At 70.3% G+C, this 22,789-nt stretch carries 9 protein-coding genes; 5 read left to right on the forward strand and 4 right to left on the reverse strand.

Annotation, left to right across the window (positions count from 1 at the left end):
• Positions 1 to 40: 40 nt before the first annotated feature.
• The 3 genes from HNR40_RS21330 to HNR40_RS21340 all read left to right on the forward strand — a co-directional run bounded on the left by HNR40_RS21330 (position 41) and on the right by HNR40_RS21340 (position 12,394).
• Positions 41 to 5,737: a LamG-like jellyroll fold domain-containing protein gene (locus HNR40_RS21330; protein ID WP_184963885.1), complete on the forward strand. Its 5,697-nt coding sequence runs from the start codon at positions 41 to 43 to the stop codon at positions 5,735 to 5,737.
• Positions 5,738 to 5,828: 91 nt separating this feature from the next.
• Positions 5,829 to 12,029 (forward strand): RHS repeat domain-containing protein, encoded by a 6,201-nt coding sequence (locus HNR40_RS21335; protein WP_184963887.1) that lies wholly within the window; start codon positions 5,829 to 5,831, stop codon positions 12,027 to 12,029.
• A 170-nt stretch (positions 12,030 to 12,199) separates the two neighbouring features.
• Positions 12,200 to 12,394: a ricin-type beta-trefoil lectin domain protein gene (locus HNR40_RS21340; RefSeq protein ID WP_184963889.1), complete on the forward strand. Its 195-nt coding sequence runs from the start codon at positions 12,200 to 12,202 to the stop codon at positions 12,392 to 12,394.
• 40 nt (positions 12,395 to 12,434) lie between these two features.
• Here the strand turns inward: HNR40_RS21340 and HNR40_RS21345 are convergent, their stop codons facing one another.
• Entirely contained in the window at positions 12,435 to 13,187 is a 753-nt protein-coding gene (locus tag HNR40_RS21345; protein WP_184963890.1) for a hypothetical protein, read from the reverse strand.
• Positions 13,188 to 13,762: 575 nt separating this feature from the next.
• Between HNR40_RS21345 and lepB the strand changes: the two genes are divergently transcribed.
• Positions 13,763 to 14,305 carry a signal peptidase I gene (gene lepB / locus HNR40_RS21350; RefSeq protein WP_184963892.1) on the forward strand — a complete coding sequence of 181 codons (543 nt, stop codon included), beginning with the start codon at positions 13,763 to 13,765 and terminating at the stop codon, positions 14,303 to 14,305.
• A gap of 379 nt (positions 14,306 to 14,684) precedes the next feature.
• On the opposite strand, the gene HNR40_RS21355 is transcribed toward lepB, so the two are convergent.
• Entirely contained in the window at positions 14,685 to 19,907 is a 5,223-nt protein-coding gene (locus HNR40_RS21355) for a non-ribosomal peptide synthetase/MFS transporter (protein ID WP_312896455.1), read from the reverse strand.
• Between the two features lie 287 nt (positions 19,908 to 20,194).
• Positions 20,195 to 20,554 (reverse strand): cupin domain-containing protein, encoded by a 360-nt coding sequence (locus HNR40_RS21360; protein WP_184963896.1) that lies wholly within the window; start codon positions 20,552 to 20,554, stop codon positions 20,195 to 20,197.
• Between the two features lie 125 nt (positions 20,555 to 20,679).
• Here HNR40_RS21360 and HNR40_RS21365 point away from each other — a divergent pair, with 125 nt between their 5' ends.
• Complete coding sequence (locus tag HNR40_RS21365; RefSeq protein ID WP_184963898.1) at positions 20,680 to 21,612, forward strand: LysR family transcriptional regulator; 933 nt, start codon at positions 20,680 to 20,682, stop codon at positions 21,610 to 21,612.
• A 159-nt stretch (positions 21,613 to 21,771) separates the two neighbouring features.
• On the opposite strand, the gene HNR40_RS21370 is transcribed toward HNR40_RS21365, so the two are convergent.
• On the reverse strand, positions 21,772 to 22,488 hold the full coding sequence (locus HNR40_RS21370; protein ID WP_184963900.1) for a Fic family protein: 717 nt from the start codon (positions 22,486 to 22,488) through the stop codon (positions 21,772 to 21,774).
• Between the last annotated feature and the right edge of the window lie 301 nt (positions 22,489 to 22,789).

Below are 22,789 nucleotides of genomic sequence, written 5' to 3' on the forward strand. Positions count from 1 at the left end.
ATTGTCAGGGGCACGTGGGGACTTCGACCGGGGAGATTCGATGCGATTACTGGGTACGGGCGCGGCCGTGCTCGCCTTGCTCGCCGCGAGCATGGTGGTCACGGAGGGCACGGTGGCCAGACCGGCCATGGCGACGACCGCCGCCCCACCGACCGCCGCCACCACCACGTCGTACCCCATACCGGGGGACGCCCTCTTCGTGGCGCCCACCGGTAACGACGCCAACGCCGGCACCCAGGCGGCGCCGCTGCGCACCGCGGGGGCCGCGGTGGCGAAGGCGAGCGCCGGCAAGATGACGACGATCGTGTTGCGCGCCGGGGAGTACCGCGAACGGCTCGGCTACGTCGCCGTCCCGGTCACCCTTCAGCCCTATCCGGGGGAGCAGGTCTGGTTCAAGGGCAGTTCGGTGATCCAGCCGGGCCAGTGGATCGCCGACGGCGGCGCCTGGCGGCTGGACAACTGGAACCCGGGCAGCGTGTGCCGGGCGAGCGCGCCCGCGTACGACGAGTGCATGAATCCGCTGCACTTCAACGACGACAATCCGGTCGGCGGCGACCCGCAGATGGTGTTCGTGGACGGGGAGCCGCTGCGCCAGGTGGCGACCCGGGAGGAAGTGCGGGCGGGCACGTTCTTCCATGACGGAACGGCCGACAAGACCTACATCGGCGCCGACCCGGCGGGCCGCCGGGTCGAGGTCACGGCGATCAAGAGCGGCATGCACTTCTTCGCCGGGGCGGACGGGTCGATCGTGCGCGGGCTCGGTTTCGCGCACTACGGGTCGAGCCAGAACCAGACCAAGGAACCGGCCGCGGTGATCGCGCAGGCCAAGGACATGGTGTTCGAGAACAACACGATCATCCACAACGCGGCGACGGGGCTGCTGGTCAACGCCGACAACATCCGGGTGAACCGCAACGCGATCACCGACAACGGGTATCTCGGCATCCAGGCGCACAGGTCGGCCAATCTGACGGTCGAGGGCAACCGCGTCTCGCGCAACAACACCGAACGGCTCGGCTACTCGGCCGGCTACAACCTGTCCGGCGCCGGGATGTTCGCCACGCGGGTCCACAACGCGGTCGTGCGGGACAACGTCTTCGAGGCCAACCAGGGCAACGGCCTGTGGTGCGACCTGTCGTGTCACAAGCTGACCGCCGTACGCAACCTGATCAGGGGCAACTCCCGGCACGGCCTGCACTACAAGGTGTCCGGCGAGGCTCTGCTGGCCTCCAACGTGCTGGCCGGCAACGGCGTGACCGGCCTGAGCGTCCTGGGCTCGAACAAGGTACGCATCATCAACAACACCTCGGTGGGCAACGGCCAGGCGATAGCCGTACAGGAAGACTCCAGGCCGACCTGTCCGGGAGACGACGACGACTGCCCGACCGACGCCGAGCGGGCGCTGGGCATCACGTGGGACACCGCGGACACCACGCTGATGAACAACGTCATCGCCGCGGACGCGGGCACGGCCCCGCTGGTCAACACCACGGACAACAACACCGCCGAGTCGGGGCGCAGGGTGGGCGGCGACGGCATGATCCCGGTCGCCCAGATGCACCACAACGGGTATTCGCGTGAGCTCGCCGGCACTCCGGGCACGCTGGTGCAGTGGTCACGGGTGACCGGAGCGAGCCTGCACTTCCCGTCTCTCGCCGAGTTCCAGGCCGCGACCGGCCGCGACGCCGGTTCCCGCTATCAGGAGTCCAGTTTCCTGGTGAACGCGCCGGCCGGCGACTACCGGCTGCTGCCGGGCAGCCCGGCGGAGACGGCGGGCGCCGCGCTTCCCGCCGACGTCGCGGCCGCGATCGGGGTGCCGGCGACCGGTCAGGTACGGCTGGGCGCGCTCGCCTGGCCGGGCGAGCCGCTCGCCGCCGAGCACCTGCGCAACGGGAGCGCCGACGGCGCCTCGACGGTGCCGTGGTGGACGACCGGCGCCCAGCTCGCCGCCGTGGACGGGGAACTGCGCGCATCGGTCGCCGACGGTACGGCCGAAGCCGTGCTCGCCCAGCGCACCGCCCCGCTGGTGAGCGGCCGGACCTACACGCTGTCGTTCGACGCCCGCGCGTCCGCCGACGTGGCCGTGCAGGTGGCCGTCCAGGAGGGCGACGCCCCCTACAACGCGGCGCTCGCCCAGGACGTCGAGCTGGAGGCGGCCGCTCAGCGCTTCTCCTTCCCGTTCACCGCGACGACCGACACGACCGTGGCCGAAGTGGCGTTCCAGCTCGGCGGCAAGGGCGCGCTCACCGTCCACCTGGACAACGTGTCGCTGGTGGAGAACACCTGGGGCGTGTCGAAGGAGCCCAAGGCGACCGAGGCGGAAGCCCTGGCGGCGGCCGCCGCGACGGGCCGGCTCGTGGAGGTGCTGGCCGAACGGGGCGAGACCCGCGAGGTGTACGCCACGCCGGACGGCAGCTTCACCTCCAAGGAGCACTTCCAGCCCGTCCGGGTGTTCAAGGACGGCGTCTGGGTGCCGCTCGACACCACGCTGCGCAAGCAGCCGGACGGCTCGATCGTGCCCGGCGCCGTCCCGACGTCGCTCAAGCTGTCCGGCGGGGGCGGCGGCCCGCTGGTGACGATCAACCGGGCGGGCCGGCCGATGGCGCTGACCTGGCCCACCACGCTGCCCACGCCCTGGCTGGACGGAGACACGGCCGTGTACCCCCGTGTCCTGCCCGATGTCGATCTGCGGGTACGGGCCGAGCCGGAGGGCTTCTCCCACGTCCTGGTCGTCAAGACCGCGCAGGCGGCGAAGGACCCGCGCCTGGCCACCATCAAGCTGGGGCTGTCGGCGCCCGGCCTGACGGTACGCGCCGCCGAGGACGGCACCCAGGAGGCGGTGGACGAGGCCACCGGCGCCGTGGTCTACGAGGCCCCGGTACCGATCATGTGGGACTCCACCCCGCCCGCCGCCCAGGCCATGAAGGCTCTCGGCTCCCCGGAAACCGACCAGCCGGACGGGAACGTCGGCGCCGACGCCTCGGCGACCCAGCCGGGCGACACCTCGAAGATCGCCGCGGTGGCCACCACCGTGGCGAACGGGGAGATGACCCTCACCCCTGACGCGTCCCTGCTCACCGGCTCCGACACTACCTACCCGGTCTACATCGACCCGATGTGGGACACCCCCAGGGCTTCGGCCAGGCTGATGGTCTCCAGCGCCGGATGGGCCAAGTACAACTTCACCAAGACCGAGGGCATGGGCCGATGCCCGCGCGACTACCCGCCGTCCGGGCGCTACTGCAACGGCTGGTACGAGAAGCGGCTGTTCTATCGCGTGCCGACCGCCAAGTTCGCGCACAAGCAGATCATCTCCGCCGAGTTCCACGCCGAGGAGACGTTCGCCACCTCGTGCAGGAAGCGGATCGTGGACATCCACCTGGCCACTGCCTTCGGCGCGGGCTCGACGTGGAACTCCACCAAGGACAACTGGGGACGCAGGCTCGACAGCCGCAACGTGGCCAAGGGCTGGAGCTCCGGATGTCCGGCCGGCGACGTGTTGTTCAACGTGACGAGCGCGATGCGGCAGGCGGCCAAGGAAGGCTGGTCCAGCACCACGTTCGGGCTGCGCGCCCGCGACGGTGACGACCAGCTCGCGTGGAAGCGCTTCGAGCGGAACGCCTTCGTCCGCGTGCACTACAACAGCCCGCCGCCGCAGCCGAAGATGAGCCAGCTGTCCTCCAGTCCGGGCGGTCCCTGCCGCGGCCCGCAGACTCCGGCCACGTTCAACCGGCTGCCGACCCTGTTCGCCAAGAACCTCACCGACCCCGACAACAAGGGCGTGGAGGGCGAGAAGCTCAAGGCGCAGTTCCAGGTGAAGTGGTACGCCGGCGGCGTCCTGAAGACCAAGAATCTCGGCACCGTCAAGAAGATGTCGGCCAGCGGTCCGCGCCGGGCCACCTTCAGCGTGAAGGTCCCGGCCGGGGTGGTGCCGCAGGGGACCACCGCGCACTGGGAGGTACGCGCCTACGACGGCAGGGCGTGGAGCCCATGGAGCTCGGCCGGCAACGCGACGGCCTGCTACTTCCTCTACGACGCCAGGGCGCTGCCCGAGCCGGTGATCACCTCCACGGCGTATCCACCGCTCGACCCGGCCAACCCCGGCCAGACCCCCACCGACGGCGTCGGCAAGTACGGCGCGTTCGCCATCACGATGGACGCCCGGGTCGCCAAGTACGCCTGGGCGATGAACACCGACCCGTCGGAGGGCTCGGCCAAGACCAAGACGGCGGCCACCGAGTCGGTCACGGCGATGCCGACGCACGCCGGGCTCAACACCCTGTACGTCACCGCCTGGGACGCGGCCAACAACTGGTCCACCGGCACCTACGAGTTCTGGGTCGCCGAAGGCAAGGCTCCCAAGGCGCACTGGAAGATGGACGAGGCGGCCGGAGCCACCCAGCTCGCCGACTCGGCCGGCGCGTACCCGGCGACGCCGCTCGGCGGAGCGCAACTCGGCGTAACGGGCGCCCTGGGCAAGGCGATCAACCTCAACGGCACCGGCGCGTACGCCGCGACCAGCGGCCCGGTGCTCAACACGGCGCAGAACCTGGCCGTCTCGGCATGGGTGAAGCTGCCGGCCACCCTGCCGACGACGCACCTGATCGTGGCCAGCCAGGCAGGGACGAAGATGGCGGGCTTCAGCCTGAAGTACGACCCAGGCGACAAGAAGTGGCGATTTTTCCGGACCCAGGCCGACGGCAGCACCGTCGGAGCCGGCACCGCGGTCTCGGCGAACCCGGCCAGGCCCGGCGTGTGGACCCACCTGGTCGGCGTGCAGGACGTGGTGGCCAAGAAGCTGCGCATCTACGTCAACGGCGTGGAGGGCGTCGCGGCCGGACTCGGCCCGGTGTGGGCGGCCGGCAACGCCTTCCAGATCGGCGCCGGCCTGTGGAACGGGCAACTCGGCTACTTCGTGCCCGGCCGCATCGACGACGTACGCGCCTTCGACCGGATCGTGACGGCCGACGAGGTGCACGACCTGTTCACGATCAAGCCGGTGGTCGAGAGCAAGTGGCACCTCAACAGCGCCACCGGATCCCCCGCGACCAGCCCGGACACCGGCCAGGGCGTGCCGTACCCGCTGACGCTCAACGGCGCCGCCAAGATCACGACCGACTGGTCCAAGGTGCTGGTGCAGTCACCGGCCGGCACCCCCAGCGGCGCGCTCGAACTGCCCGGCGGGAACAACGACTACGCCTCGGCCGGCGGGGCGGTGATCGACACCAGGGACAGCTTCACCGTCTCGGCGTGGGTCTCCACCCCCGGCACGCCCGGCCGGGTGATGACCGTGCTCGGGCTGGCCGGATCGTACAACAGCGCGATCGCCGTACGGTACGACCCGGCCAAGAAGCGTTACGTCGTCGACGTGCCCAGCAAGGACGGCACCGGCGCGACCACGGCCACCGTGGAGCACTCCACCTTCCACCAGGGCAACTACGGCGACTGGGATCACCTCGCGCTCACCTTCGACGCGACCGAGGGCACGGTCACCCTGTGGGTGAACGGCAACAAGGAGGCGGCCGCGGGCGGAAACCTGTCCTTCCGCCACGGCACCCGCCCGTTCGGGCCCATCGCCTCGCTGCAGGTCGGCCGGAGCCTTGCCGGCGGCGGCTATCCGGCGGGCAGGGCCTGGGCCGGTGTCATCGACGACGTGTGGGTGCTGCGCGGTGTGGCGTCCCAGGACTTGATCAATCAGCTGTCACTGCCGACCGAACTCGGCGCGATTCCCGGCTGACCTTCGGCGGGCCGGCGGCCGTCGTGCCACCGGCCCGCGCACCTTCCCCGACTCGCGTTTCCGACTCACCGACTCGCTCGGAGGTTCTGGCATGACCATCCGCGGTTCCTTATCGCGGTTCAGGAACGGGCCGGCGCGCCGCTTCCTCGCCTCAGGACTCACCCTCGTCCTCGCCGCCGGGCTGCTCGCGGCCATTCCCGCGTACGGCGCCGCCGCCGCCGCGGAAGGGCCCCGGCCGGAGGATCACGACCTGGTGGTGGCCGGAGGCGCCCTCAAGGTCAAGGCCCGGCCCAGCGCCCAGCGCGCCCCCGACCCGGTGGTGAACTGGCCGGCCCCCGGCGCGACCCGCCAGGCGGGCGTGCGCGTGCTGGACCGGGCGGCCACGGCCAAGGCCGGGGTCAAGGGCGTGATGTTCACCGTCGACTCGCCGGGCAGGGTGGCCCTGCGGCTGGACTACTCCGGATTCGCCGAGGCATTCGGCGGCTCCTTCGGATCCCGGATCAAGCTCGTACGGCTGCCCGCCTGCGCGCTGACCACGCCGGCCGACGAGCGTTGCCGGACCGCGACATCGGTGCCGTCGAGCAACGACACCCGGGCCCGGACCCTCGCGGCCGACGCGGAGCCGGGAGTGTTCGCCGCCGTCGCCGGCACCGACAGCTCCAAGGGCGACTACAAAGCCACCGAGCTGGCCGCCTCGGCGACCTGGCAGGTCGGCACCCAGACCGGTGACTTCGCCTGGTCCTACCCGCTGCGCGTGCCGCCGGTTCCCGGCGGGCTGGCGCCCGCCCTCGACGTGGCGTACTCCTCCTCGTCCATCGACGGCCGCACCTCCAGCAGCAACAACCAGGGGTCGCAGGTAGGCGACGGCTTCGACATGTGGCCCGGCTACATCGAGCGCCGGTATCGCCCGTGCAAGGACGACGGCGTACCCAAGGACGACACCTACGACGTGCATCCGATGGACCAGTGCTGGGGGTATGACAACGCGGTCCTGACGCTGGGCGGCAAGGGTGGCGAGCTGGTGCAGTCCGGCGCCGGCGAGTGGAAGCTGCGCAAGGACGACGGCACCCGGATCCGCAAGTTCACCGGGACCGACGCCAACACCGGCAACGGCGACGACAACAACGAGTACTGGGTGGTCACCGCCCCGGACGGCACGCGCTTCCACTTCGGCAGGAACCGGCTGCCGGGCTGGGCGTCCGGCAAGCCGGAGACGAAGTCGGCATGGACGGCGCCGGTCTTCGGCGACGACTCAGGCGAGCCGTGCCACGGCGACTCCTTCGCCGGATCGTGGTGCCAGCAGGCCTGGCGGTGGAACCTCGACTACGTCGAGGACCCGGACGGCAACGCCCTCGTCTACTACTACGAGCAGGAGGGCAACCGCTACGGCCGCAACCTGCGCGCCAAGGACGACACCCCGTACGTGAGGGGCGGATACCTCACGAGCGTCGAGTACGGCCTGCGCACCGACAACCTCTATCCGGCCAACCCCCCGGCCCGGGTCGACGTCAAGGTCGCCGAGCGCTGCCTGCGCACGGCCGAGGACTGCGCCGCGTCCGCCATCGACGATCACCCCCAGTATTGGGAGGACGTCCCCTGGGACCTCAACTGCAACGCCGGCACGAAGTGCGAGAACTACAAGGGCGCCCTGGCGCCCACGTTCTGGACGCGCAAGCGGATCGTCGAGGTGGTCACCAAGGTGATCCAGAACGACGGCAGCGGCTACCGGAACGTCGACTCCTGGTCGTTCGCCCATGACTGGGGCACCGCCGACGTGGACAGGCAGCTCCTGCTGAAGTCGATCGTGCACCGCGGGCTGGCCGGCGCCGAAGTGGTGACCATGCCGCCCGTGCTGTTCGCGTACACGCAGTTGCCGAACCGGGTGGACACGCTCGGCGACGACGTCGGGCCCTTCATCAAGAACCGCCTCGGGTCCATCACCAACGAGACCGGCGGCGTACTGGACATCAACTACTCCGCGGCCGACTGCCGCCACGGCGACACCCCGAGCCCGGCGAGCAACCACCGCCGGTGCTTCCCGGTGTTCTGGGAGCGGTCGAGCGGTGACGCCAACCCCACCCTGGACTGGTTCCACAAGTACGTCACGACCCAGCTCGTCCAGACCGACCTCACCGGCGGCTCACCGGACATGGTCACCGCCTACGACTACGGCATCGGCAGACCTTCCTGGCGCTTCACCGACGACGACGGGCTCACCAAGGAGAAGTACCGGACCTGGTCCCAATGGCAGGGCTACGACAAGGTCCGCGTGCGCTCCGGGACGACCGGCGCCGCCCCCTCCCAGACCGACCACTGGTTCTTCCAGGGCATGAACGGTGACCGGCAGAGCACCGACGGCGGGACCAAGGACGTCACGGTGAGCGACGGCGAGGGCGGCTCCTATCCCGACCACGAGTCGCTGCAGGGCATGACCGTCAAAACGATCACCTACGACAGGGCAGGGGGCGTGCCGGTGCTCAAGGCCATGAACAAGCCCTGGCACCATCAGACCGCCTCGCGCACCCGGACGATCGACAAGGGCACGATCACGGTCACCGCCAACCTCACCGGAGTCGCCGGCACCCGCAACCTGAAGAAGATCGACAGCGGCTGGCGGGAGACGAGGTCGGCCGTCACCGCCTTCCACCTGACCACGGGCACGCCGAGCAAGGTGGACGACGAGGGCGACACTGCCGTGACGGGCGACGAGAAGTGCGTCACGACGACGTTCGCCGCGGACGGCGACCGGGTACTCGGCCCGCCCGCCCAGGTCAGAACCGTCGCCCGGCGCTGCGCCGACACCCCGGACCTGGCCAAGGACCTGATCTCCGACGAGCGCACGTACTACGACAACGGGGCCTTCAAGACGGCCCCGACCCGTGGCAACGTCACCCTGATCGAGAAGGCCAAGGAACCGGCGGTCACCTACTTCCCGCAGAGCCGGACGACCTTCGACAAGTACGGCAGGGCCGAGACGGTGACCGACGTCGCCGGCCGTACCACCACCACGAAGTTCACGGAGCCACACGGGCTGACCACCAAGATCGAAGAGATCACCCCGCCGGCCACGCCGGGCGACGCCGCGACCGCGCACACCACGTCCAAGGTGCTCGACCCGGCGTGGGGCGCCCCGGTCAGCGACACCGACGCCGGCGGGAAGACCACCAGCATCGCCTACAACGCGGCCGGCCACGTGGCCAAGGTCTGGCTCGCCGGCCGGCCCACGAGCGCGGTGCCGGACAAGGAGTTCGACTACCTCATCAGGCCGAACGCCGTCGTGGCGATCTCCACCAAGTCCATCACCGCCGAGGGCGGCCAGGAGACGACCTACCGGCTGTACGACGGGTGGGTACGGGAACGGCAGACCCAGGCCCCCGGCCGCGACGGCACGACCAGCGGGCGGCTGATCTCCGACACCTTCTACAACGCCGCCGGCCAGGTGGATCGCACCTACGAGGCCTACTACGCCGACGGCGCGCCCGAGCCGGCCGTCTTCGGCGTGGCCAACCCCGGCCAGATCGAGACGCAGCACGTCTTCGAGTACGACGGCCAGGCTCGCAAGACGGCCGAGCGGCTGCTGGTCGGCAGCAGCGACGTCCAGGAGAGATGGCGCACCCGCTACGAGTACGGCGGCGACTGGACCCGGGTGACCCCGCCCGCCGGCGGCACCCCGGTCACCACTTACGTGGACGCGCACGGCCGCAGGACCGAGGTGCGCGAGCACCGGGCCGGCGGCTACCTGACCACCAGCTTCCGCTACAACCACCGCGGCCAGGAGTCCTCGGTCACCGCGCCCGGCAACCACGTCTGGGCATCGGCCTACGACCTGCGCGGCCGCAAGATCCAGTCGACCGACCCGGACAAGGGCGTCACCAAGTACACCTTCAACGACCTGAACCAGCTCGTCACGACCGAGGACGCGCGGGGCAAGAAGCTCGCGGTCACCTACGACGGGCTCGGCCGCAAGACCGGCCTGTACGACGCCACCGCGGCCAGTCCCGGCGCCAAGGTCGCCGAATGGGTCTACGACACCGTACGCAGAGGCCAGCTCACCAGTGCCAGCCGGATCGTGGGAACGGCCAGATACACCTCCCAGGTCGACTTCTACGACAACCAGAACCGGCCCACCCGCCGGCGCGTATTGGTACCGGCCAGCGAGGGGGCGGCGCTCGCGCCGCAGGGCGGCTACGTCTTCGACACCAGCTACAACCTCGACGGCAGCGTGAAGGCGACGAGCAGCCCTGCGGCGGCCGACCTGCCGGCCGAGACCGTCTCCTTCGGATACGACGCCATCGGCCGGCTCCTGACCATGGGGTCCAACCTGTCCACCTACCTGGTCGGCACCGACTACACCAAGACCGGCAAACCGATCGGCCAGCGCCTGTCCATCGGGAGCGCGGGCAAGCAGGTGGACCAGACCTTCACCTACGAGCACGGCACCAAGCGGCTGAAGAAGGCCACCACCGCCCACGCGGGCACGGCCGGCACCGATCGCAGCGTGGAGTACGACTACGCCGACGCGGGCAACCTGCTGCGGGCCACCGACACCTCCAGGGACGGGGTGGACAACCAGTGCTTCCGCTACGACGACCTGCAGCGCCTGGTCGACGCCTGGACACAGGAGGCGGCCACCGGGTGTTCGGCCGATCCGGCCCAGGCCACGATCGGCGGGCCGGCGCCGTACAGGATCAACTACACCTACGACGACACCGGCAACCGGACCGGAGAGACTCACTACGGCGCCGGACCGGCCGGGGGCGCCCAGACGGCGACCCGCGGCTACCGCTACGCCGGCAACCAGGGTGTCGACCCCGCGTTCAAGGGTCACCAACTCGCCGACAGCGGTGCCGAGACCTACGGGTACGACCCGGCGGGCAACACCACCGCCCGCCGGACCTCCTCCGGCACTCAGACCCTGACCTGGGACACCGAGGGTGAGCTGGTCAAGGTCGTGGACGACAAGAAGGGCGAGACCACCTTCCTCTACACGGCCGACGGCGACCGGCTGCTGCGCCGTGACCCCGGCGGCACCACCCTCTACCTCCCCGACATGGAGATCAGGCTGGTCAAGGGCCAGTCCACGGCCAAGGCCGTCCGCTACTACAAGAACGCCATGCGCACGAGTGCCGGGGTCACCTTCCTGGTCAACGACCACCACGGCACCGCCGAACTGGCCATCAACGCGACCGACGGCTCGCTGAGCCGCCGCCGCTACACCCCGTTCGGCCAGGTACGGGCCGCCGCCGGGCAGTGGCCGGCGGGGAACGAGAAGGGCTTCGTCGGCGGCGTCGCCGACACCTCCACCGACCTGACCATGCTCGGCGCCCGCGGCTACGACCCCAGGACCGGCCGGTTCATCTCGGTGGACCCGGAGATCTCCATGGGCCAGTCGCAGCAGATGAACGGCTACAACTACGCCGACAACAACCCGACGACCCTGTCCGATCCGGACGGCAGGTGGCCCACCTACACCTACGAGAGGATCGGCTACTGGCAGTTCTGGGCCCGCTACGGCAACTACAACCTGCTGTTCCGGATGGATCTGTACCGGGTCAACATGTGGGTGAACGCCATCAGGCGGTACGTCTTCTACGCCGTCTCCAGTTGGTACATCGCGGCCCGTGAGTACGTCGGCCACGGCCCGGTCGTGCCCGGCGTGTCACGGGGCGTCGCCCGGCCGGGGATTCCCGACCTCACCCCCCGACCGGCACAGCCGGCCAAAGTCCAGCAGCCCGCCAAGCCCAAGAAGGGCGTCCTCGGCATCTGCCTCGGCGCCGGCTTCAGCGCCACCGGTTCGGCGAGTGGCGAAGGCTGCCTGGTGGCCGACCGGAACGGCGCCCCGGGCTATGCCCGTACGGCGAAGGGCGGCATGGGCACCGGGATCGACGCCGAGGTGTTCTTCGGCATGTTCTGGAAGAAGAAGACCATCGAGGACCTGGACACCCCACCCGGTAAGACGGACTCCTATCCCGGGCTCAGCATCGAGTTCGGGAAGGGCTGGGGATTCAGCGTCTACGGGGTGAAGGACTCCAAGGGCAACTGGGTCGGCGGCGGCTTCGACATCAGCCGCGGTCTCGGCAGCAAGGGCCTGAAGGGGACCAAGCTCGGCGACCTGGGAGAATTCCTCCACCCCCAGCCGCACAAATCGGTCAGGTACGAGCGCGGCGTCACCGAGGCGACCCGCTTCCGCAACCCCGGAGACGTCATCCGCGAAGGCCTGTGGTCCACCTACAACACCTTTAAGGGCGGGTTCGCGGACGGCATGAGCAAACTGGCCAGCCCCTTCCGCTGACCGGCCGGGCGCCCGGAAGCTCGCCTTCCGGGCGCCCGCACAACTGCGCGAAACAGGCGTGGCGCGCTGAGTAGGGCCTACTCAGGCGAGCCCCGTCCGCCTGCGTCAGCATTCCTGGAACAGATCGCTCCAGCGACGCGGGAGTCACCAGGTCCACGGTCCATCGAAGAGTGAGGGCGACATCGGTCGTCCTGGTCACCGCAGCAACGTTCCTGACCGGAACGACCTCCGCCGTATCCCGCGCCGCGCGCACCCTGATCGGGAACATCCACAGCGGCAAACGCCTGGAGATCCTCGGCTGGAGCACCGCCGACTGGGCCCGCGCCGGGCAGTGGACGTGCCACGGCGGGAACAACCAGCGGTGAGTACGGGCTCAGCCGTGTGCGCGGAGGCTTCTGTGGCCCCTCACTGCGACCGAACGGCGATCGGTTCGGCGGAGAGCGTGACCTCGATGGTGATGTGCGGATTGTCCAGCCGCGGGAGCCGAAGCCCCCGCTTGAACTCCTCCGCATCGCCCGGCATCACCTTCGGCTGAACGGTGACCTTGACCTGGCCGGTCTCCTCGTCTGGGTACGCCGTCATCGTGGCCACCTCAGGACGGGATCGGAGCCAGGAGACGACCGTGTCCTGGGCGAGCCGGAGATCGTCGGCCGAGAATCCCTTGCCGCCGATCAGGGTGACCTCCATGGGGAGGGTCCTGGCCAGTTCGACCGCGCGAGCCGGGATGGGGCCCTTGAAGCCGATGCGCAGCCCCCGATGCTCACCGACGTAGCCGACGCCGGAGATCTCGTCCGGGAACTCCGCGTTGAGCTGGTCGATCACCCGGCTGTTGGACGACTGTGAGCCGAAGCGGTCGATGGCCTCCGCATAGGAGATGCCCTCCGACTTGGCGATGGTTCTGAGGTCGATCAGCTCGGCGTAGGGAATGCCGTCGATCGTCACGTCCGGGTCGGTCACCGCGGGGTCGTAACCCTCGAAGTCCGTCGGCTTGGGCGACGCGGTAGCGGCCATCCGGGTCGCGAACCGCTTGACGACCTCCTCCAGAGGCCGACCCGACGACGCCGCCTCTCGCTTGAGCCGCTCCAGGGTGGGCCGATGCGCTCTGGGCTGATCGGCCCGTGCCAACACGATCGTCTCGGTCCCGGCCGCAGCGGGCACCGAGCCGGCACCTGTCTGACCGCAGGCACACGACGACACGAGCACCGCGATGACGGCTAAGCGCGATCTCTTCATACCCAAGGGACGCGCCACCGGCCTGCAGAGTTCATCCGAGACTGGGCCGCCGATGGGACGGCCGCGTCGGCGCCGGCCCGACAGGGCACACGACCTGAACACCGGCCCGGCCCACCGAACCTCCGGAGACCACCCCCACACGAGTCGAGCCAAGCCCGCCCGGAAGCATCCACCGAGCGAAGATCAGAGCTCAAACGACAAGCCAAGGCAGCTGTCACCTTCGCCGCTCATTCCCCCTTCCGGATGTACCTGGGAAAGTCAGTCCGGGGTGAGACCGTGATCGTCTGGTGAAGCCTCCAGCGCATGAAGTTGGCGGTCCGGCGGGCGAGGTCGGCACGAACGGTCACCGTGTCGGGATGACCGGACCGCAGAGGCCTCAGCCGCAGCCACCTCCCGGACCGGGAAGCCGCCTCGGGGTGGATTGCCGGATTTGTTGCACTTTGATGAGATCGTGATGTTCTCAGTGCAGCGCCGATCGCTGTCGGCTAGACAATGATCCGGTGATCCGTCGCGCTCCGGTAGCCCTGTCCTTGGTCCTGCTGATGCCGCTGGCTGTCGGCTGCGGATTCGCCCAGAAGGCTTCCGACACCGTTTCCGGCAAGCTCAGCGTCACCGCGTCCGGCCCGGCCATGGAGCCGACGATCAAGCAGGGCTCGCGGGTGTCGGCCCGGCGTAGCGAGGGTGATTACGTACCGCGCCGTGGCGACCTCGTCGTCTATCGTTCGCCCAAGGACTGGGCCAACCTGTCCCCGGGCGGCGTCTACATCTCGCGGGTCGTCGGCGCCCCGGGAGACCGGGTCGCGTGCTGCGACGCCTCAGGAGCGCTTCTGGTGAACGGGCAGGTGGTGAAGGAGCCGTTCATCAAGAACGCTCCGGCCTCCCACATCCGCTTCGACGTCACGGTGCCGCCGGACCGGATCTGGCTCATGAGCGACAACCGGCACGTCGCCCTCGATTCGCGGGCACAGCTCGGCTCAGGGGACGGCGGAACCGTCAGCCGGTCGGATGTTCTCGCCGTGGTGGAGGGCTGGGAAAGCCCGTAGCGCGGCGGTCGTCGCAACGGGGCTCATGCGGACGATGGCCATAGTGTCGTTGACGCCGCCGCTCGAAGTAGCCGACGCCCATCATGCTCGATCCCGCGAAAACCGCGACACAGAGGCTGAGGAGCAAGGTGGACGGCGCGAAGGCATGCTCCCACCCCGTCCGCGGCACCGACCATCAAAAGAAGCCCGAAAAGGCCGTCGCCGCCCCCTTCGCGGGTACGGGGACACTCGGGCTCGTGTTCCCGTATGTCGGTCAGGGTGGCGACGATCTGGCGGGTCTCCGGTGGGGACGGCGCGGCGGGCGTACGTCCACTCCCCCATGGTGTTTCCGAGGCGGCGAAGGTGGGGCGTAGGTGAAGAGCCGGTGAGCGGCCCGTGGTCATCCGGCCTCCTTCATCCGGGCGACGCCGATGAGGTCGTCGGGGGTAGCGTCGGGAACGTGGTCGTCGAAGCGGGCGAGCACCCTGGTCCTGAGCGCCCCGGCCACCAGCAGGGCGATCAGCAAGCCGAAGATGACGTAGATCAGCGCGACCCCGCGGCCCGGACCGGTGCCGAGTACCGTGCCCACGGTGCCTGCCAGCGCGCCGCCGGGGAGCATGAGCGGCTCGAGTGCCCGCTCCGCGAACGGCGTCAGCACGCCGACCCCGAGCGGGATCGTGGACCAGGCGACCATCTGGTTGAGGGCGAACACCCGGCCGTGGTAGCGCTGGGGCACCTTCACCTGAACGATGGTCGCGTACACGCCGTTGACCAGGGCCAGCCCGAGCGACACTCCGAACGCGCCGATGCCGATCAGCACGAGCGACCGGGTCAGGCCGACGATCACGCAGGACACCGCGATCACCAGGGTGAGCAGCAGCATGCCGGTCATCCGCCTGCGCCGCGGGCCTCCCCACAGGCTCATGCACAGGCCGCCGGCCACCGCGCCCGCGCCTCCGCACAGCGCCACCGTTCCCACCTCGGGCAGCCCGGCGAAGGAGAGCACGAGCGGCGAGTAGAGCATGAACACCGGGGACAGCACGATCGCCAGCAGCGCGAAGAACGTCACCATCGCCCGGAAGTCCCGGTTGCCGATCGACAGCCGGAAGCCGGCCTTGATCTCGGCGCCAACCGTCTCCCTGCGCTGGTGCGCGAGCGTGGCGGGGAAGCGCATCAGCACCAGTACGGTCGCGGCCACCAGGTATCCGACGATGTCGGCGATCAGGATGCCGCCCAGGCCGACCACCGACATCAGTCCCACCGCCATCAGCGGGGCGACGAACTGGGCCATGCCCGCGGTCATCTGCGCCACGCCGTTGGCATGGCCGAGGTAGCGCTTGGGCACGAGCTGGGGAATCGCCGAGGCGTACGCGACCCGCTGGAAGGCCAGCGCCACGGACAGAAGCGTGAGCAGCGGATACAGGGTCCAGGTGTCGAGCCCGCCGGTGAACAGCAGGACCGCGGCCGCCGACTGGATGGCGAGCCCGGCCACGCTGGCCGCGAGCATCACCGCCCGCCTGCTCGACCGGTCGACGATGGCGCCGACCAGCGGCGCGGCCAGCACGCCCGGGATCACGGCGAGCACGGTCATCAGCGCCATCTGGGCCAGTCGTCCCGTGGTGAGGTAGATCCAGATGGGGATGGCGAACTCGGTGATCGTCGCACCCGTGATCGTCGCCATCTGCGCGAGCGCCACGGCCAGGAACCGCCGCACGCTCGGCTCGGGCCCCGCGACCGGGGCCCGCACGCCGCCGCCGCCGACGCTCCATCCCGTGCCGCCGTCGCCCGGGGTGAGCGGGTCGCGGGACAGGATCGCCGCCAGCTCATCCGCCCGATATTTCAGGAAATAGTGGCCGCCTTCCTTGATCACCACCAGCGTGGTGCGCTCGGTCAAGAAGTGCCACTCGCGGTAGCGCTCCTCGTAGTAGTCCGTCGTCGGGTCCTGCTCCCCCACGATCGAGACGATCGGCGCGCGCAGCGGCGACCGGACATTCGCCTGTAACAGACCGGTGAAGTACTCCTCGGCCTGCCGTGCGTCGTGCCGCATGTTGCGCACGATGAACGCCCGCTGCTCCTCGTCGAGGTCGCCCAGGTCGGCTCCCATCGAGGTCAGCCAGTTGAGCTGTTCGCGGTCGCTGCGCCACCGGCCGTTGCCGGTGACCTTGGCCCACAGGCCCAGCAGGCCGCGCGTCGGCCTGGCGAACGGGAAGATCCCGCCCAGGTACACGGTCTCGATCTCGCGGCCGGCCCGCTCCAGCAGGAGGGCGATCTCCACGGTCAGCGCGCCGCCGACACCGCAGTGGCCGTACAGCGACAGCGGCCCGTCCACCTTCTCCAGGATCTCCGCCGCGCACTCGGCCGCCACCTGCGCCAGCGGCCGGGGCTCCTCCTCCAGGCCCAGGTCGTGGCCGGGCACCGCCACCGAGTACAGCGCCGTGCCGGGTGGCAGGGCACTGGCCAGCGGCTGGTAGACCACGGCGCTGCCCCCGCCGTACGGGACACAGACGAGCGTGCGCGTGGCGGGCCCCGGCGGGGTGAGCCGATAGAGCAGCCCGCGCGGTGTGGACGGCGCGGCCGCCACGGCGGCCAGCCTCCGCACGGTGGGATGCTGGAACAGGTCCATCACGCTGACCGGCGCGCACTCCTCGGGCAGGTCGCGGCGGAGCCTGGCGATGACGCGGGTGGCCAGCAGGGAGTGGCCGCCCAGGTCGAAGAAGTCGTCGAGCGCGCCGACCCGCGACAGCCCGAGCACCTCCGCCATGGCCGCCGCGATCGTCTCCTCCACGGGACCCGACGGCGGCTCGAACGCCACGCCCTGTTCGGGGCGCTCGCCTTCCGGTTCGGGGAGCGCGGCCCGGTCGACCTTGCCGTGGGACTTCAGCGGCAGCCGGTCCAGCCAGACGTAGCGGGTGGGGATCATGTACTCGGGCAGCGCGGTGGCGAGTTCGCGCCGCAGTTCGCCGACCGGTACGGGCAGGCCGTCGGCCACCAGGTAGGCGACCAGTTCCTTGGATCCGGTCGTGCCGCGGGCGTCGGCCACCGCGTACGCCACGCCGGGCAGTTTGCGCAGCGCCTCGTCGATCTCGCCCAGTTCGACCCGGTAGCCGCGGATCTTCACCTGCAGGTCGCGGCGGCCGAGGAACTCCAGGTCGCCGCCGGGCAGCCAGCGGGCCAGGTCGCCGGTGCGGTAGAGGCGTTCGCCATTGACGGTCACGAACGCCTTGGCGGTCAGGTCCGGCCGGCCGAGGTACTCGCGGGCCAGCCGGTCACCGCCCACGCACAACTCACCGGCCACGCCGATGGGCACCGGGCGCATGGCGGCGTCGAGCACGTACACGCGGGCGTGGCCCAGCGGGCGGCCGATGGGCGTGACCGGGCCGCGCACCTCGTCGTCGGGCCTGACGGTGTAGGTGGTGACGCCCACGGTGGTCTCGGTCGGGCCGTAGTGGTTGACGATCTCGCACCGGCCCAGCGCCGCGAGCTCCTTGGTCTGCTGCCAGCTCGACCCCTCGCCGCCGAAGATGAGGGTACGGCGGGGCAGCAGCCGTTCCGGCGGCACCTCGACGGCCAGGGCGCCGAAGTGGGAGGGCGTCATCTTGAGGTAGTCCAGCCCGTGATCGGCGAACTCGGCCCCGGAGATCCGCGAGGGATACAGCTCCAGGGTGCCGCCGGTCATGAGCGCCAGGTAGAAGACCGTGATCCCGAAGTCGAACGAGAGCGACTGCAGCAGCCCGAACCGTGCCCCTTCCACGACGCCGAAGCGTTCGCGCACGTCGGACAGGTAGTTGAGGACCTGCTGATGCTGTACGGCCACGCCCTTCGGCCGCCCGGTGGACCCGGAGGTGTAGATGACGTAGGCCAGGTCGTCCGAACCGGCCAGCGGCCCGACCGGCCCGGCGCCGGCCCGCGGGACGTCGAGCACCGGGCCGTCGAATCCGCCCACCCGGCGGTCGGACACCAGCGCCGCCGCGCCCGAGTCCGCCAGCAGGTACGCCAGCCGGTCGGCGGGCTGTTCGGGATCGACGGGCACGTAGGCGGCGCCCGCCTTGAGCACGCCCAGCACGGCCACGGCCAGCTCGGGTGACTGATCCAGGCAGATCGCCACCCGATCCTGCCTGCTCACACCGCTGTCCCTGAGCATCGCGGCGAGCCGGTTGGCCCGGCCGTCCAGCTCGGCGTAGGTCAGCGCGCGCTCGCCCTGGACGATGGCCGGGGCCGACGGGCACGCGGCGGCGGTCGTCTCCACCATCTCGTGCAGGGTGCGCGCCCGCGGCGGCACCGGCTCGGCCCTGCTCCACTCGGCGAGGAGAGCGCGTTCCCCGGGCCCGGCGAGTTCGAGCCCGGACAGCCGTAACCCGGGATCGTCGGCCACCTGGCGCAGCAGGTTGACGAAGTGGCCGCAGAAGCGCTCGGCGGTGGCGTGGTCGAAGAGGTCGCTGCTGTAGACGAGGAAGAGCCGCAGCCCGCCGGCGCCGGGCTCCGCCTCCAGCGACAGGTCGAACTTGGCCCGCGCGGTCCCGGGATCGTAGGGCTCTCTCGTCACGCCGTCGAGCGCGAGCCCGCCGGGGGCCTCGGCGCCCATCACGAGCTCGGCCTGGAACAGCGGTGTGCGGCTCAGGTCCCGGCGCACGTCCAGCGCCTCGACGAGCCGGTCGAAGGGCACGTCCGCGGCCATGAACGACTCCATCGCGCTGGCCCGCACGCGGCGCATGAGCTCGCGGAAGGTGGGATCGTCCGACAGGTCAGTCCGCACCACCACGGTGTTGAGGAAGAAGCCGATCACCGGCTCCAGTTCCTCGCTGTCGCGGGTGGAGATCGGGGTGCCCACGCACACGTCTTGCTGGCCGGTGTAGCGCGACAACTGCGCCTGGAAGGCGGCCATCAAGGTCATGAACAGCGTGCACCGCTCCCGCCTGGCCAGCAGCCCGATCCGCTCGCTCAGCCCGGCGGGCAGGCTGGTGACCACGCGGCCGCCCGCCGTGGTCTTGACCAGGGGACGCGGGCGGTCCGCCGGCAGTTCCAGGTCCGGCGCCCCGGTGAGCCGGGCGACCAGCGCCTCGGGCGGCGTGGTGTCCTTCTCCCGCTGCTCGCGCGCGTAGTCGGCGTACTGCAGGGCCGGCGGGTCCAAGGGCTCACCGTTGTAGCAGCGGCTGAGCTCGCCCAGCAGGATGCCCAGCGACCAGCCGTCGGCGGCGATGTGGTGCAGCACGACGACCAGGATGTGCTCGCGCGGGCCGAGCCGGATCAGGCAGGCACGGAGCGGCTGGTCCTCCACCAGGTCGAACGGCCGCCCGGTCCACTCGGTCACCAGGAGCGGGGCACGTACCTCCGCGTCGGGACCGTCGAGATCGACCCTGGCCAGCGCGACGCGCGGACGCGGGTCGACGACCGCGACCGGCCGTCCGTCCTCGTCGGCATAGCGGGTGCGCAGCACCTCGTGCCTGGCCACGACCGCGATGAGCGCGCGTTCGAGCGCGTCGGCGTCGACCGTGCCGTGCAGGCGCTCGGTGACGAACATGTTGTACGAGGCGCTGCCCGGGTCGAGCTGGCTCAGGAACCACAGCCGCTCCTGCCCGGAGGACAGCACGTGAGCGCGGCCCGCGACCGCGTGATCGGTCGTCACCTGGTCGGCTCGGTCATGGCGATACCTCCAAAGACATTGGATGTATAGCTGAAAAGGAGGCATCAACCGGCCGACCCTCGGACGGGGAGCGACCTTACTGGAAAGAACCTTTCCAATTAAGCCCACGCCAGTTTCGCACGTCCCCTGATCCCGCCGCAAGTCGCCAGAGACGCGGATCCCGGAGCGACTCCAGCCGTCTTTGGGCAGGCCCCGGGATGATCAGTTAACAACCTTTACTGTTATGGCGCTCCTTACCCGGTGTCGATTTACGGGTAAATACATCGGAGCTATGGCCATCGGGGAGCCGCCACAGGGGCATCCTCCAGGTCCCTCCAGTCGTCACGCCGGGGCGCGAAGGCCTCCACGACCACCGCCCCGTCCGGGCCCGCCAGCACCTCGTGCGGAACGCCGGCCAGAACGCGCCAGGTCCCGCCGGGGCCGAACTCGCGGCTCTCGTCGCCGGCGCGGAAGGTCAGGGTGCCCGAGACGCACACCCCGAGCTGCTCGTTGTGATGGCGATGTTCCGGCACGAGCCCGCCCGGCGGCAGTTCCACCACGGCCAGGGTGAGCTCGTCGCCCTCGACGACCCGGGCGACGACGCCCTCCCAGATCCGAGTAGGAGTGATCTCCCGAAGTTCACGCAACATCAGTGGCCTCCGTAAACGGGTGTCGTCCATTCCGGGAAGGCCGAATCTAGGCACCATGAGACTTAAGGACAATCGACACCTTCTTAAGGAAGACTTCAGCTCAACTGAACGCCTATCGTGTCGCCATGCTCGACGTCACCCGCCTGCGCATGCTGTACGAGGTCGCCCGGCACGGCTCGCTGACCCGCGCCGCCGCCGCGCTCACCTACACGACTTCCGCCCTGTCCCAGCAGATCTCCACACTGGAGCGCGAAACCGGCGCCCAGTTGCTGGAACGCCACGCACGCGGAGTCCGGCTGACCGAAGCCGGCCGTGCCCTGGTCCAGCACACCGAACGCATTCTCACCGAGCTACGCGCCGCCGAGAACTCGCTGGCCGCGATCCAGCGCGCGGACGGCGGCAGGCTCCGCTTCGGCTCCTTCAACACCGCCAACGCGACCCTGATGCCGCAGGCGGTCAGCGCCTTCATGCGCCGGCATCCGCGAGTGGAGGTCGAACTCATCGAAACCGACCGCGACGAGGCCATGGCCGCGCTCACCGCCCACGAACTCGATCTCGCCCTCGTCTACGACTTCGCCGCCGTCCCCCTGGCCGTCCCCGACGGCGTCCAGGTGGAGGTACTGATGTCCGAACCCCTGTACATCATGCTGCCGCCGGGACACCGGCTCGCCACCCTCGACCAGATCGAGCTGACCGACCTGGCCGGCGAACGGTGGATCCAGGGCGTCCACCGCGGATCGACCCTCGACGTGCTCCCCAAAGCCTGCCGGGCCGCCGGCTTCGAGCCGAACATCGTCTTCCGCACCGACGACCAGATGACCGTGCGCGGCCTGGTCGGCGCCGGCGTCGGAATCGCCCTGGCACCCCACCTCACTCTCCCCGCCACACCACCCGACCTGTCCGTGCGCCCCATGACGGACACCGCGCTGACACGAACCGTGATGGTGGCCACACCCGAGCGGCAGTACCGCCTGCCCGCCGTCACCGCGATGATCGAACAGCTGCGCACCACCGCGACACACCTGAGCCACCACACCACCCCAGGCGACCACACCTAGCGCGAACAGGCCTGACCGGAACCGCTGCGCCGTGCCGTAACCGACGATCGGCCCTTCGTAACCGGTGACCTGCAGGGCACCAGATGCGCGAATTGCCCGGACCACCCCTGACCGTCTCGCCGCGGGCCGGACACGACGGGGCCGCGCCCGGTCCGCGGGTTACTGGCCCACCCTGTCCAGGAGGGTCGCGGCACACTCCTCCGCCGCCGCCCCGAAGAACGCCAGCCACGTTCCGGGATCGCCGTCACGAAACGCCTGATGAGCGGCGAAGTACCGGTCGGCATGAGCGACGAAGAACAGCCCCAGCGGCGGCATCACCCTCCTGACCAGGCGCCGCCGCCGCGGCAGCACCTGCAGCAGCCAGCGGCCGAGCCGCCCGTTCCCGTCCCGGAAGGGATGGATGAACTCCAGTTGCGCGTACGCCAGCCCCGCCTGCACGAGAACCGGCAGATCCCGCCGAGCCAGAAACCCGACCAGATCCTTGACCAGAGGCGCGACGTCCTCGGCCGGAGCCGCCACGAACCGCGCCGTCACCGGGCTCTCCCCGCCCACCCACGCCGCCCCGTCCCGCAGTACGCCGCCTCCGCCCACCAGGTAGGCATGGGCCCGCAGAAGCCGGGTCTCGGTGAGCTCCGGCGCCCGCACACCCTCCGCACAGGCCCGCTCGAACCGCCGCAGCGCCTCGTGCGCCCTCGACACCGCCTCGCCCGACGTGGGGGCCGAGGTCCAGTGCCTGATCACCCTGGACGGCAGGCACTCGACATCGAGCACCGACCGGGCCAGCGACCGTCCGAACGCACCGTCCAGTTCCCGGACCCGCTCCTCCGCCCCGGCCAGATCGGCCTCCACCCGGAGCCCGGCCAGGGGCTCAGGCACCAGGCATTCGTAGGCGCCGCCGTCCCGCCATCGCCGTGGGACCTTGCGTGCTGTCGGCATGCCCTTGATTCGCCCGAACAGCCCCCACAGATGCCCACCCTCCGGCCCACCAGGAATCACCACCCGAGAGGCCACTGGTTAGCGGCCAGACAGCACACCCAACCCCCAGATAGCCAGACAGCCAAGAACGAAACCACACGAGCCAACCACGGTGACGCGACACCGAAGCAGCGTGGCGGGAGCGGCGCGAAGCAGGGCAGCGCGGAGCGAGGGCGGCGCGGGGGCGGCGGGTGGTGACGCG

This window comes from Nonomuraea endophytica (genome assembly GCF_014203235.1).
Lineage (GTDB): Bacteria > Actinomycetota > Actinomycetes > Streptosporangiales > Streptosporangiaceae > Nonomuraea > Nonomuraea endophytica.